A 13,970-nucleotide genomic window follows, 5' to 3' on the forward strand; every position below is an offset into this window, starting at 1 on the left:
ACTACCATGGCAGAGAAATTTACCCAGCATACCGGCCTGGTTGTCCCACTGGATGCCGCCAACGTCGATACCGATGCAATTATCCCTAAACAGTTTTTGCAAAAGGTTACGCGCACCGGTTTTGGCGCCCATCTGTTTAACGACTGGCGTTTCCTGGACGAAAAGGGCCAACAGCCAAATCCGGAATTCGTGTTGAACTTTCCGGAATATCAAGGCGCGTCGATACTGCTGGCGCGGGAAAACTTTGGCTGCGGCTCGTCACGCGAGCACGCGCCGTGGGCGTTGACCGATTACGGCTTTAAAGTGGTGATCGCGCCAAGCTTCGCCGACATCTTCTACGGCAACAGTTTCAATAATCAACTGCTGCCGGTAACCCTGAGCGACGCACAGGTCGATGAGCTGTTTGCCCTGGTGAAAGCCAATCCGGGCATTAAATTTGAAGTGGATCTGGAAGCACAGGTGGTGAAAGCAGGCGATAAGACCTACAGCTTTAAAATCGACGACTTCCGCCGCCACTGCATGTTGAACGGTCTGGACAGCATTGGGCTGACGCTGCAGCACGAAGACGCGATTGCCGCCTACGAAAATAAACAACCGGCATTTATGCGGTAACCCTTCACGCCTTACCGGGCCTACAGGTTATGCAATATCACCCGGTTGCCATTATATTCTGTAGGCCTGATAAGCGTAGCGCCATCAAGCTCCGGGTTACTCATCAGTCGCTCATGCCGGGGATATTCCGGCATTTTTTATACGATTTTTACTCGCCCGGTCACCACCTGCGTGACCACAGAAACAGCCGAAATAAAAAAAGCCAGCAGGTATTATCTGCTGGCGGGTGATTTTAGGCTATCGCCTACACCAATACTCAGTCACACATGATGTCTGCAATTGGCTTCAATCGGTCGCCTCCCACTGCATCAGTTCCGCGAGCATTTTTAAGCGCTGCGGCGCGCTCAGGCAAGCCAGCCAGGACGTTTTTTCCGTCGCGGCAAAATATCTCAACCAGAACTGGTGCATAGTGACCTCTTCCTCTTGCTTCATCGAAAGATATTATTGGCCTAATATAGGGATAATAAAATTGCTGAGTTTTTCATCGGAGTTCCCCTTTTATGCCCTCAGGTCGCCTGCAACAACAATTTATCCGTCTCTGGCAATGTTGTGACGGTAAAACGCAAGACACCACGCTTAATGAGCTGGCGGATCTGCTGAACTGTTCGCGTCGCCATATGCGTACGCTGCTAAATACGATGCAGGCGCGCGGTTGGCTAACATGGGAAGCCGAAGTTGGACGCGGAAAGCGTTCGCGTCTGACGTTCCTGTATACCGGACTGGCGCTGCAACAGCAGCGGGCGGAAGACCTGCTGGAACAAGATCGAATCGATCAACTGGTACAACTGGTCGGCGATAAAAGCGCTGTCAGGCAAATGCTGATTTCCCATCTGGGACGCAGCTTCCGCCAGGGGCGGCATATTCTGCGGGTTCTTTACTATCGTCCGATGCACAATCTCCTGCCGGGAACCGCATTACGTCGCTCGGAAACTCATATTGCCCGGCAAATTTTCAGTTCGCTCACGCGGGTAAATGAGGAAAACGGGGAACTGGAAGCGGACATTGCGCACCACTGGCAGCAAATTTCCCCTTTACTGTGGCGCTTCTACCTGCGCCCCGGCATTCATTTTCATCATGGCCGCGAGCTGGAGATGGAAGATGTCATCGCCTCGCTGACGCGTATCAATACGCTTCCGCTTTACTCGCACATCACAAAAATAGATTCCCCTACCGCGTGGACGCTGGATATTCATCTTTCCCAGCCGGATCGCTGGTTGCCGTGGCTGCTGGGCCAGGTCCCGGCGATGATTTTGCCGCGGGAGTGGGAAACGCTGGCTAATTTCGCCAGCCACCCAATCGGCACCGGGCCTTATGCCGTGCGGCGTAATACGCCGAACCAGCTCAAGATACTCGCCTTTGATGACTACTTCGGCTATCGGGCGTTGATAGACGAAGTGAACGTCTGGGTACTGCCGGATATCAGTGAAGAACCGGCCTGCGGATTGATGCTGGAAGGGCCGATACAAGGCGGTGAAAAAGCGATAGAAAGCCGACTGGAAGAGGGGTGCTATTACCTGCTATTCGACGCCAGAACGCCGCGCGGCGCGCATCCGCAGGTCCGAGAATGGGTAAGCCACGTCCTCTCCCCCACCAATTTACTCTATCATGCCGATGAACCGCTACAGCAGCTCTGGTTCCCGGCCTATGGGCTTTTACCGCGCTGGCATCACGCCCGTCCAGGCCCGGGCGAAAAACCCGCCGGGCTGGAAACCCTCACGCTGACCTTCTATCGCGAACACATTGAGCACCGGGTTATCGCCCGTATCATGAGCGCGCTTCTGGCTGAACATCAGGTGCATCTGCATATTCAGGAGATCGACTACGATCAATGGCACGCCGGCGAGATCGAAAGCGATATCTGGCTCAATAGCGCTAACTTTACGCTGCCGCTGGATTTCTCGCTGTTCGCGCACCTGTGCGAAGTACCGCTCTTGCAGAACTGCATTCCGCGCGACTGGCAGGACGACGCCGCGCAGTGGCGCGCTGGCGAGATGAACCTGGCGAACTGGTGCCAGCAACTGCTGGCCAACAAAGCGATTGTGCCGCTGATCCACCACTGGCTGATTATCCAGGGACAGCGCAGTATGCGCGGGCTGCGCATGAATACCCTCGGCTGGTTTGATTTTAAATCGGCGTGGTTTGCGCCGCCGGACCCTTAAAAGCCAGCTCTTAATTGCTGCCCGGCAACAAAATCACTACACTAACGCCGAACTCAACGGGGTGCCGCGCTCATGCGCGCGCTGAGAAAATACCCGTCGAACCTGATCCGGATAATGCCGGCGAAGGGATTTGAGGCTACCTCTCAAGTCCTTTGCCACTCTTTAACTGAGGTGCAAAGTGTTAAAAAAATATCTTCCGCTTTTACTCCTGTGCGCGGCGCCTGCTTTCGCCAAACCCGTTCTCACCGTCTATACCTACGACTCGTTCGCCGCCGACTGGGGGCCAGGCCCGGCGGTGAAAAAAGCGTTTGAAGCCGATTGCAACTGCGAGCTGAAACTGGTGGCGCTGGAGGATGGCGTTTCGCTGCTCAACCGCCTGCGGATGGAGGGGAAGAACAGCAAAGCCGATGTGGTGTTGGGGCTGGACAACAATCTGCTGGAAGCGGCCACGCAAACTAAGCTCTTTGCCAAAAGCGGCGTGGCGAATGAGGCGGTCAAGGTGCCCGGCGGCTGGAAAAACGACACATTTGTGCCGTTCGATTACGGCTATTTCGCCTTTGTCTACGATAAAAGTAAGCTGAAAAATCCGCCGAAAAGCCTGAAAGAACTGGTCGAGAGCGATCAAAAATGGCGGGTGATTTATCAGGATCCGCGTACCAGTACGCCAGGGCTGGGGCTATTACTGTGGATGCGCAAAGTCTATGGCGATAACGCGCCGCAGGCCTGGCAAAAACTGACGGCCAAAACGGAGACGGTGACGAAAGGCTGGAGCGAGGCCTACGGTTTATTTCTGAAAGGTGAAAGCGATTTAGTGCTCAGTTACACCACCTCTCCGGCGTATCACATTATTGAAGAGAAGAAGGACAATTACGCCGCCGCGAACTTCAGCGAAGGCCATTACTTACAGGTAGAAGTCGCGGCGCGTACCGTCGCCAGTAAGCAGCCGGAACTGGCGGAGAAATTTCTCAAATTTATGGTTTCTCCGGCGTTTCAGAACGCCATACCCACCGGCAACTGGATGTACCCGGTAGCGGACGTCGCCTTACCCGCAGGGTTTGAATCATTGGCCAAACCCGCCACAACGCTGGAATTCACGCCGCAACAAGTGGCAGCACAACGCCAGGCATGGATTAGCGAATGGCAACGCGCCGTCAGCCGTTAATTCCCGGCTGGCTGATTCCGGGGCTGTGCGCCGCCGCGCTGATGATAACCGTCGCGCTGGCGGCCTTTCTGGCGCTTTGGCTGAACGCGCCGGCGGGCGCGTGGTCGACAATCTGGCGGGATAGCTATCTGTGGCATGTGGTGCGCTTCTCATTCTGGCAGGCGTTTCTGTCCGCAGTGCTGTCTGTGGTCCCGGCGGTTTTTCTCGCCCGCGCGCTTTATCGACGCCGTTTTCCTGGGCGTCTGGCGCTGCTGCGTCTGTGCGCCATGACGCTGATTCTGCCGGTACTGGTTGCCGTGTTCGGCATTCTTAGCGTGTATGGCCGTCAGGGCTGGCTGGCCTCGCTGTGGCAAATGCTGGGGCTTCAGTGGACATTCTCCCCCTACGGCTTGCAGGGCATTTTACTGGCGCACGTCTTTTTTAACCTGCCAATGGCGAGCCGTTTGTTGCTGCAATCGTTGGAAAGCATTCCCGGCGAGCAGCGCCAGCTCGCCGCCCAGCTCGGTATGCGCGGCTGGCATTTTTTCCGTTTTGTCGAATGGCCGTGGCTGCGCCGCCAAATTCCGCCCGTCGCGGCGCTGATTTTTATGCTCTGCTTCGCCAGTTTCGCAACGGTACTGTCGCTCGGCGGCGGCCCGCAGGCCACCACTATCGAACTGGCTATCTTTCAGGCGCTCAGTTATGACTACGATCCTGCCCGCGCGGCGATGCTGGCATTAATCCAGATGGTCTGCTGCCTGGCGCTGGTACTGCTAAGCCAACGGTTGAGCAAAGCGATTGCGCCGGGGATGACGCTGACGCAGGGTTGGCGCGATCCTGACGATCGTCTCCACAGCCGTCTGACGGACGCCTTATTAATCGTGCTGGCGCTGCTGCTGCTGCTTCCGCCGCTGGTCGCCGTGGTGGTCGATGGCGTCAACCGCAGCCTGCCGGAGGTGCTGGCGCAACCCATTCTGTGGCAGGCTGTCTGGACATCGCTACGCATTGCGCTGGCGGCGGGCGTTCTGTGTGTGGTGCTGACCATGATGCTGCTGTGGAGTAGCCGCGAGCTACGCCAACGCCAGCAACTATTCGCCGGACAAACGCTGGAACTCAGCGGGATGTTGATCCTCGCGATGCCGGGGATCGTGCTGGCGACAGGCTTCTTTTTACTGCTCAATAGCAGCGTTGGCTTACCGGAATCCGCCGACGGCATCGTGATTTTCACCAATGCGCTGATGGCAATCCCCTACGCGCTAAAAGTCCTGGAAAACCCAATGCGCGATATTACCGCCCGTTATGGAATGCTGTGCCAGTCATTAGGAATTGAAGGCTGGTCGCGGTTAAAGGTCGTGGAACTGCGGGCGCTGAAACGTCCGCTGGCGCAGGCGCTGGCGTTTGCCTGCGTACTTTCTATCGGTGATTTTGGCGTCGTCGCGCTTTTCGGCAATGACAATTTCCGCACGCTGCCGTTTTATCTGTATCAGCAGATCGGCTCCTACCGCAGCCAGGACGGCGCGGTGACCGCGCTGATACTATTGCTGCTCTGCTTTACGTTATTTACCCTCATAGAGAAACTACCGGGCCGACATGCTAAAACTGATTGATATCACCTGGCTTTACCATCATTTGCCGATGCGTTTTACGCTGGCGGTAGAACGCGGCGAGCAGGTGGCGATTCTTGGCCCCAGCGGCGCGGGGAAAAGCACGTTGTTGAATTTAATTGCCGGTTTTCTTGCACCTGCCAGCGGTACGTTACTGATTGCCGGTGAAGATCATACGCTTACGCCGCCCTCACGCCGTCCGGTCTCAATGCTGTTTCAGGAGAATAATTTATTCAGCCACCTGAATGTGCAGCAAAATATCGGTCTGGGGCTAAACCCCGGGTTAACGCTCAACGCCAGCCAGCGGGAAAAACGGGACGCTATCGCACATCAGATGGGCATTGAGAGTCTGATGACGCGTTTACCGGGCGAACTGTCCGGCGGCCAGCGTCAGCGGGTAGCGCTGGCGCGCTGCCTGGTACGTGAACAGCCGGTACTGCTGCTGGATGAACCGTTCTCCGCGCTCGATCCCGCGCTGCGCCAGGAGATGCTGACGTTGGTCAGCGATATCTGCCGCGAGCGACAGCTCACGCTGTTGATGGTCTCGCACAGCGTGGAAGATGCGGCGCGAATTGCGCCCCGGTCAATCGTCGTGGCCGACGGGCGTATCGCGTGGCAAGGCAAAACAGACGAGCTACTAAGCGGTCAAGCCAGCGCCTCAGCGCTATTGGGCATCAAATCCCATATTTTGTAGGCCGGATAAGGCGAAGCTGCCATCCGGCAAAGGAATCGTTAGTAACCCACAACTTTGCGCAGAATATCGATATATACCGGCATCAGCGGGTGGCGAACCAGCACCACCAGCGCGACCACGCCGATCCCGAGCGTCAACGGCGCCAGATACAGCAAACGGCTGCGGGGGAAATACGCGGTTAAACGATCGACTGCCGCTTTGCCGCTGCGCCACAGCCGCCAGCATAGCCAGCCTCCGACCCACAGCAGCAACGCCGTCGCCAGCAGCAGCCATTTGAAATCTCCGCTCTGCATATCGGAAGGAATATCGATTGCCGCTCCCGCCAGAATGCCCGGCAGGAAATAAAACGGCGGCCACAGCAAACAGCCAATCAAGTTCGGCCCAATAAATTTCGCCACGGGAAGATCCAGCATCCCTGCCACCATCGGCACCAGCGGCCTCGTCGGGCCGACAAAACGTCCGACCAGGATCGTGAACATACTGTGCTGATGCAGCGCGTGTTCGGTTTTATCCAGCAGCGACTTGTTCTTTTTCATAAAAGACCAGCGGTGTAGCGGCTTTTTAAAGCGCCACCCCAGCCAGAACGAAATCCAGTCGCCCATCAGACAGCCGATAATACCCACCAGCCAGGCATGCCAAAAATTGAGCTCGCCGCTGCCGATAAGCGCGCCCAGCCCCGCCATCAGTACCGTACCGGGTAAAATCAACCCCACCAGCGCCAGCGATTCCAGGAAGGCTACCAGCAACACGGCGATAAGCGAATACAGAGTGGATTGGGTGATAAAGTGTTCCAGCAGTGCTTGCATAGTGTGTCCGTCAGCGTGATGAAGCAGGGATTCTGCTTACCCCGCCCCCCTTCGTCAAGCCGTCAATTATCCGAATAGTTACGGCTTATGACATCTTTGTGGACACATCATTCACTTTTTATTCACATCCGGCCCTGAACTCGCTAGGACTTGCCCCGGTGCATTTTTTAAATACCCGCGAAAAATAGAGCTGATCGTCAAATCCAACATTGCGCCCAACGGTCGCTATCGGCATTCGCGTGGTGCTAAGCAGGAGTTTCGCCTGGCTGATACGCTGATCTTCGCGCCAACTCAATACGCTAATGCCTAACTGCTGGCGGAACAGATGCGATAACCGGGAGGGCGACAGGCAGACATGCTGGGCGACGCTGGCGATATCAAAATGGCTGTCCGCCAGATGGTCGCTGATATACTGGCAGGCATCGCGCACACGGCTATCCATCGGCGGATGCAACGACTCATTAATTACCGCCATACGTCTGAGCAACAACTGCTCCAGCAGATTGATCGCCAGTAGCTCAGAATAGCGACCTTCCCCTTGCCCGGCGCTGATGATCTGCCCGAACAGTTCGCTGAAATGCGGCTGGCGCGCCTCGTCCGGGCGGAAAAATCCTGTCTGGGCAAAGATTGTCGGCCAGGTCAGCCACTCCTGCCAGTAGGCGCGAGGCCGGAAATAAACCCACTGGTGATACCACTCGCTGGCGTCCGGATGCCGTCCATAGTGATGAATCTCGCCCGGCGGAAACAATAATATATCGCCAGGCCGACAGACAAACTGCTCGCCATTATTATTAATGACGCCTTCTCCGCGGATGGTCAGGTTAAGAATATATCCCTTCATGCCCAACGGACGATCGATAAAAAAATCCAGATATCCATTCGCTTCAATCGGCGTCAGCCCGGCGACCAGATGGGCATTAAATGAATATCCCGGCAATAGCGGATCATTTTGCGTTTCAGCCATGATTTATCTACCCCCCGATGTTCAGAGAAGAAACAAATTGTCCATATTGACCAGGACGACAGTGCTTACGTCTCCGCAAGACTTTGCGCTTGATGAAAGCACGTATCAACCCCGCTTGTGAAAAGCGCTTTGTAACAAAAGCGTACAGTTCAGGCGATAAAATTAAGTAACAGAAGTGTCTATAACTATGGCTGGAATGTCCACATTGAATATTTGCACAGCGTCACACTTTGCAAAGCATTAGCATTTTTGTCCATAAGATTAGCGAATCCTGCCTGACGGTTTTTGCCGCGACTCTCTACTGTTTCTCCATACCTGTTTTTCTGGATGGAGTAAGACGATGGCAATTGCAATTGGCCTCGATTTTGGCAGTGATTCAGTGCGCGCTCTGGCAGTGGACTGCGCCACCGGCGACGAGATCGCCACCAGCGTAGAGTGGTATCCGCGCTGGCAAGAAGGCCGTTATTGCGACGGCCCGAACAACCAGTTCCGTCATCATCCGCGCGACTACATGGAGTCAATGGAGGCCGCGCTGAAAGCCGTTCTGGCACAATTAAGCTCCGCGCAACGCGCAAATGTCGTTGGCATTGGCGTTGACAGCACCGGTTCTACGCCAGCGCCGATTGACGCCGACGGTAACGTCCTGGCGCTGCGTCCGGAGTTCGCCGAGAACCCGAATGCGATGTTTGTACTGTGGAAAGATCACACCGCCGTGGAAGAGGCCGACGAAATCACCCGTCTGTGCCATAAGCCAGGCAAGGTCGACTACTCCCGCTATATTGGCGGCATTTACTCCAGCGAATGGTTCTGGGCGAAGATTCTGCACGTCACCCGTCAGGATAGCGCCGTCGCGCAGGCCGCCGTCTCGTGGATTGAGCTGTGTGACTGGGTGCCGGCGCTGCTTTCCGGCACCACTCGCCCGCAGGATATCCGCCGTGGCCGCTGCAGCGCCGGGCACAAAACGCTGTGGCATGAAAGCTGGGGCGGCCTGCCACCCGCGAGCTTCTTTGATGAACTCGATCCGTGCATTAACCGTCATCTGCGCTACCCGTTATTTAGCGAAACCTTCACCGCCGATCTGCCCGTGGGCACCCTGTGCACCGAATGGGCGCAGCGCCTCGGCTTGCCGGAAAGCGTAGTGATTTCCGGCGGCGCGTTCGACTGTCACATGGGCGCGGTCGGCGCGGGCGCGCAGCCCAATACGCTGGTAAAAGTCATCGGCACGTCTACCTGCGACATTCTGATTGCGGATAAACAGAGCGTCGGGGATCGCGCCGTGAAAGGCATTTGCGGTCAGGTTGATGGCAGCGTGGTGCCGAACTTTATCGGTCTGGAAGCGGGCCAGTCCGCTTTCGGCGACATCTACGCCTGGTTTAGCCGCGTGTTGAGCTGGCCGCTGGAGCAACTTGCCGCGCAGCACCCGGAACTGAAAACCCAGATTAACGCCAGCCAGAAGCAGCTACTGCCAGCGCTCACCGACGCCTGGGCGAAAAATCCGTCCCTGGATCACCTGCCGGTGGTGCTCGACTGGTTTAACGGTCGCCGCACGCCAAACGCTAATCAGCGTCTGAAAGGCGTCATTACCGATCTCAATCTCGCCACCGACGCGCCAGCGCTGTTTGGTGGTCTGGTCGCCTCGACCGCCTTCGGCGCGCGCGCCATTCAGGAGTGTTTTACCGATCAGGGTATCGCGGTCAATAACGTGATGGCGCTTGGCGGCATCGCCCGTAAAAATCAGGTCATTATGCAGGTCTGCTGCGACGTACTGAATCGTCCGTTGCAGATCGTCGCTTCCGACCAGTGCTGCGCATTAGGCGCCGCTATCTTTGCCGCCGTCGCTGCGAAAGTCCATGCCGATATTCCTGCCGCCCAGCAAAGCATGGCGAGCGCGGTAGAACGCACTCTGCGCCCCCGCCCTGAACAGGCTCAACGCTTCGAACAGCTTTACCGCCGCTACCAGCAGTGGGCGCTAAGTGCAGAACAACATTATCTTCCGACTGCCGCGCCGGCGCCAACGACCCCGGCCAATCAGGCAATCCTGACTCATTAAGGACACGACAATGACGATTTTTGATAATTATGAAGTATGGTTTGTGATTGGCAGCCAGCATTTGTATGGCGCAGAAACCCTGCGTCAGGTCACTCAACATGCCGAGCATGTGGTCAACGCGCTGAATACCGAAGCCAAACTGCCATGTAAACTGGTATTAAAACCGCTGGGCACCTCGCCGGATGAGATTACCGCCATTTGTCGTGACGCCAATTATGACGATCGCTGCGCGGGGCTGGTGGTCTGGCTGCACACCTTCTCCCCGGCCAAAATGTGGATCAACGGGCTGAGTATCCTTAACAAACCACTACTGCAATTCCATACCCAATTTAACGCCGCCCTGCCGTGGGACAGCATCGATATGGACTTTATGAACCTGAACCAGACTGCGCACGGCGGCCGCGAGTTCGGCTTCATCGGTGCGCGGATGCGCCAGCAGCACGCGGTCGTCACTGGCCACTGGCAGGATAAAGAGGCCCATACGCGTATCGGCGCCTGGATGCGCCAGGCGGTCTCTAAACAGGATACTCGCCAGCTAAAAGTCTGCCGCTTCGGCGACAATATGCGTGAAGTCGCAGTGACTGACGGTGATAAAGTGGCCGCGCAAATCAAATTTGGCTTTTCGGTCAATACCTGGGCGGTCGGCGATCTGGTGCAGGTGGTGAATTCCATCGGCGACGGCGATATCAACGCTCTGATTGACGAGTATGAAAGCAGCTATACCCTGACGCCCGCCACCCGGATCCACGGCGATAAACGCCAGAACGTGCGGGAAGCGGCGCGTATTGAACTCGGTATGAAGCGTTTCCTGGAACAGGGCGGCTTCCACGCATTCACTACTACCTTTGAAGATTTACACGGTCTGAAACAACTCCCGGGTCTGGCCGTACAGCGTCTGATGCAACAGGGCTACGGCTTTGCGGGCGAAGGCGACTGGAAAACCGCCGCTCTGCTTCGCATTATGAAAGTGATGTCAACCGGTCTGCAGGGCGGCACCTCATTTATGGAGGATTACACCTACCACTTCGAGAAAGGCAACGATCTGGTGCTCGGCTCGCACATGCTGGAGGTGTGTCCGTCCATCGCGGTGGAAGAGAAACCGATCCTCGACGTCCAGCACCTCGGCATTGGCGGTAAGGAAGATCCGGCGCGTTTGATTTTCAATACCCAAACCGGCCCGGCGATCGTCGCCAGCCTGATCGACCTCGGCGATCGTTATCGCCTGCTGGTCAACTGCATTGACACCGTAAAAACGCCGCACTCCCTGCCGAAACTGCCGGTGGCTAACGCGCTGTGGAAGGCGCAGCCGGATCTGCCGACCGCCTCCGAAGCGTGGATTCTGGCTGGCGGCGCGCACCATACCGTCTTCAGCCACGCGCTGGATCTGAACGATATGCGCCAGTTCGCAGAAATACACGATATCGAAATCGCGGTAATTGATAACGATACCCGTCTGCCAGCCTTTAAGGACGCGCTGCGCTGGAATGAAGTGTATTACGGGTTCAAACGTTAATTGGTGAAACGGATTGCCCGGCGGCACTGCATTTACCGGGCCTACGGTCCTGTAGGCCGAATAAGGCATTAGTGTCGCCATCCGGCACACCGTCGCTCGTAGGCCGGATAAGCGAAGCGCCATCCGGCAGGGAGAAAACAATGTTAGAAGATCTCAAACGCCAGGTACTGGAAGCCAATCTGGCGCTGCCAAAACACAACCTGGTCACCCTCACCTGGGGTAACGTTAGCGCCGTCGATCGCGAACGCGGCGTACTGGTGATTAAGCCGTCCGGCGTCGATTATAGCGTCATGACCGCTGACGATATGGTGGTGGTTAGTCTGGAGACCGGTGAAGTCGTTGAAGGTCATAAGAAACCGTCGTCCGATACGCCAACCCACCGTTTGTTATATCAGGCATTTCCGACTATCGGCGGCATCGTACACACCCATTCGCGCCACGCGACTATCTGGGCGCAGGCGGGTCAGCCGATTCCGGCGACGGGAACCACCCATGCCGACTATTTCTACGGTACGATTCCCTGCACTCGCAAAATGACCGAAGCGGAAATTAATGGCGAGTATGAATGGGAAACGGGCAATGTCATTGTTGAAACCTTTGAAAAACAAGGTATTGACGCCGCTCAAATGCCCGGCGTGCTTGTCCATTCGCACGGCCCGTTTGCCTGGGGTAAAAATGCCGAGGATGCAGTGCATAACGCCATCGTGCTGGAAGAAGTGGCCTATATGGGGATCTTCTGCCGCCAGCTTGCGCCGCAGTTGCCCGACATGCAGCAATCCCTGCTGGATAAACACTATCTACGCAAACACGGCGCAAAAGCCTATTACGGGCAGTAATGCCTCTAAAAACGCGTCCCATTGGGGGCGCGTTGATGAATCTGGTCGGTGATATATTCAGCAAATGCGCTTTGATAGACGTAATTATCAGAACTCACATATTCAATAATATTATCATAATGTCCCTGCAACACTTTTCCTTCCAGCGCATGGAAGAAAATATAATCTTCAATTGTTGACTGCCAGCGTTGCCCATTTAACAGATAATTAATAATGGTATCCCGATGCCCGTTTTTTCTGTCGTGTCCTTGCCAGTGAAAAAAAGCATTGCCGTTTTCAATAATTTCGGTACGCCAAATCTGATCTGTCCATGTTTTATACTCAAAAAATCGACTCACGGTTTTTATGGAAGGGTTAGCGCGTTGAGTATTGACGAAAAGATAACGTTCGTTCCCTACCGGACACGCCTGCATATTCACATTCATAAAAGATAATTCCCGAATACCACACATTTTGATAAAAACACCCGCACCTGAAAGTCAAAATAAAATTATATTCTAAAATAAAAATTAAATTATGCAGAGAGTTCCCGACGAATTCGCACTGTAATCCATTTTTATTTAACCATAGCGGCCAATTGGAATATTATATTTCTACCTGACGATGCGGATGTTTCAAATGAAATTCTTACACTTTTCATTAATTAAAACAAACAAAAAATATCGCTTTTTTGTTAATCCGAGAAATAAGTAACAAATTCGAGCAAGCACTATTCTGAAAAATACTTAATGTATGGAAACAGACTTGACACAAAACAGCCAACCTATGGATAAAAATTGTAAATAAACATGATTCAAAATTAGCAGTTATAGGATAATTATATCAGCTGTCTACACCGACATCATTATATTGATAAATACACGTCAGCAAAAATATCTGACGCTAAAAGTTCTTTTATCGTTAAAATATTCATTACACCCGTCACGGGGAACGAACTCATCCATGAAATATCGCTACATCCTCAGAATCGCGGCAGGCATAATTCTCATTATGGCCACGGTGTTTATCAATAACGCTATCGCTATTTATCAGTTCAGTCAGCAAGACCAGACGCGCGTAGCTGACTGCGCGATTGTCGCAGGAGCAGGCGTTAGCGGAAAAACGCCTTCTCCCGTTTTTCAGGCCAGACTGGATCATGCCATCTGGCTTTACCAACAACACATTGTCCGCGCGTTGGTATTAACCGGCGGCTACGGCGCTGGCGCAACGGTTTCCGACGCGGCGATAGCCCGTCAATACGTTCTGGAAAAAGGCATTCCGGCTAAGGCGATTTTTATTGAAGAGCGCTCTACCGTGACGCGCGAAAATATTCGTTACGCAAAACAGATACTGCGACAACAACAATGGCGCACAGCGTTACTGGTCAGCGATCCGCTGCATATGCTGCGTCTGAAAACTATCGCTCAGGATAATGGTATCGATAGCCGCTCATCACCCACGCGATCCACCCGCTATAAATCCTGGTGGGCGCAAACCCGCTTCTTACTGCGAGAAACTTTTTATTACAGCGGATATCGGCTTTTACGTTATATGCCTGTACAAAATAACAGTATTACCCCCTAAAACAGGTTATAATTAGCGTGAATTTTTT

Annotated in this window: 13 protein-coding genes and 1 riboswitch; of the genes, 9 read left to right on the plus strand and 4 right to left on the minus strand. The window is 54.6% G+C overall.

Features of this window, described 5'->3' with window-relative positions; translation table 11 throughout:
• The first annotated feature begins 6 nt into the window (after positions 1 to 6).
• Positions 7 to 612, plus strand: coding sequence for a 3-isopropylmalate dehydratase small subunit (gene leuD / locus J4645_RS14040; RefSeq protein WP_000818267.1), 606 nt, complete (start codon positions 7 to 9; stop codon positions 610 to 612).
• 285 nt (positions 613 to 897) lie between these two features.
• On the opposite strand, the gene sgrT is transcribed toward leuD, so the two are convergent.
• A complete protein-coding gene (gene sgrT / locus J4645_RS14045; protein ID WP_000553886.1) occupies positions 898 to 1,020 on the minus strand; it encodes a glucose uptake inhibitor SgrT in 123 nt (40 codons plus the stop codon).
• 92 nt (positions 1,021 to 1,112) lie between these two features.
• On the opposite strand from sgrT, the gene sgrR reads away from it, so the two are divergent.
• The 4 genes from sgrR to thiQ all read left to right on the plus strand — a co-directional run bounded on the left by sgrR (position 1,113) and on the right by thiQ (position 6,210).
• The gene (sgrR, locus tag J4645_RS14050; RefSeq protein WP_001139028.1) at positions 1,113 to 2,771 is read left to right on the plus strand and encodes an HTH-type transcriptional regulator SgrR; all 1,659 of its coding nucleotides are present in this window, start codon (positions 1,113 to 1,115) and stop codon (positions 2,769 to 2,771) included.
• A gap of 47 nt (positions 2,772 to 2,818) precedes the next feature.
• Positions 2,819 to 2,918: riboswitch (TPP riboswitch) on the plus strand.
• Between the two features lie 31 nt (positions 2,919 to 2,949).
• On the plus strand, positions 2,950 to 3,933 hold the full coding sequence (gene thiB, locus J4645_RS14055; RefSeq protein WP_208208983.1) for a thiamine ABC transporter substrate binding subunit: 984 nt from the start codon (positions 2,950 to 2,952) through the stop codon (positions 3,931 to 3,933).
• Entirely contained in the window at positions 3,909 to 5,519 is a 1,611-nt protein-coding gene (gene thiP / locus J4645_RS14060; RefSeq protein WP_023214742.1) for a thiamine/thiamine pyrophosphate ABC transporter permease ThiP, read from the plus strand. The genes thiB and thiP overlap by 25 nt, the downstream gene beginning before the upstream one ends.
• Entirely contained in the window at positions 5,503 to 6,210 is a 708-nt protein-coding gene (gene thiQ, locus J4645_RS14065) for a thiamine ABC transporter ATP-binding protein ThiQ (protein ID WP_000915970.1), read from the plus strand. Before thiP ends, thiQ begins: the two co-directional genes overlap by 17 nt.
• A 38-nt stretch (positions 6,211 to 6,248) precedes the next feature.
• Here thiQ and J4645_RS14070 read toward each other — a convergent pair whose 3' ends face one another.
• Together J4645_RS14070 and araC are read right to left on the minus strand one after the other, a co-directional pair.
• Positions 6,249 to 7,016, minus strand: coding sequence for a DedA family protein (locus J4645_RS14070; protein WP_001148369.1), 768 nt, complete (start codon positions 7,014 to 7,016; stop codon positions 6,249 to 6,251).
• Positions 7,017 to 7,134: 118 nt separating this feature from the next.
• Complete coding sequence (araC, locus tag J4645_RS14075) at positions 7,135 to 7,980, minus strand: arabinose operon transcriptional regulator AraC (RefSeq protein ID WP_000852387.1); 846 nt, start codon at positions 7,978 to 7,980, stop codon at positions 7,135 to 7,137.
• A 340-nt stretch (positions 7,981 to 8,320) separates the two neighbouring features.
• Here araC and araB point away from each other — a divergent pair, with 340 nt between their 5' ends.
• From araB to araD, 3 genes are all read left to right on the plus strand, one after another.
• Positions 8,321 to 10,030, plus strand: coding sequence for a ribulokinase (gene araB / locus J4645_RS14080; protein WP_023214741.1), 1,710 nt, complete (start codon positions 8,321 to 8,323; stop codon positions 10,028 to 10,030).
• A gap of 10 nt (positions 10,031 to 10,040) precedes the next feature.
• Positions 10,041 to 11,543, plus strand: a complete 1,503-nt coding sequence (gene araA, locus J4645_RS14085) for an L-arabinose isomerase (RefSeq protein ID WP_000151696.1) — start codon at positions 10,041 to 10,043, stop codon at positions 11,541 to 11,543.
• Between the two features lie 140 nt (positions 11,544 to 11,683).
• Complete coding sequence (araD, locus tag J4645_RS14090; RefSeq protein ID WP_000888685.1) at positions 11,684 to 12,379, plus strand: L-ribulose-5-phosphate 4-epimerase; 696 nt, start codon at positions 11,684 to 11,686, stop codon at positions 12,377 to 12,379.
• A 5-nt stretch (positions 12,380 to 12,384) separates the two neighbouring features.
• Here araD and J4645_RS14095 read toward each other — a convergent pair whose 3' ends face one another.
• Positions 12,385 to 12,804 carry a DUF4751 family protein gene (locus J4645_RS14095; RefSeq protein ID WP_001102194.1) on the minus strand — a complete coding sequence of 140 codons (420 nt, stop codon included), beginning with the start codon at positions 12,802 to 12,804 and terminating at the stop codon, positions 12,385 to 12,387.
• Positions 12,805 to 13,321: 517 nt separating this feature from the next.
• Between J4645_RS14095 and J4645_RS14105 the strand changes: the two genes are divergently transcribed.
• Positions 13,322 to 13,942, plus strand: a complete 621-nt coding sequence (locus tag J4645_RS14105; RefSeq protein ID WP_000877516.1) for a YdcF family protein — start codon at positions 13,322 to 13,324, stop codon at positions 13,940 to 13,942.
• Positions 13,943 to 13,970 lie beyond the last annotated feature (28 nt).

It is taken from the genome of Salmonella sp. 32082101201600294FB01SM01, assembly GCF_017572865.1.
Taxonomy (GTDB): Bacteria; Pseudomonadota; Gammaproteobacteria; order Enterobacterales; family Enterobacteriaceae; genus Salmonella; species Salmonella enterica.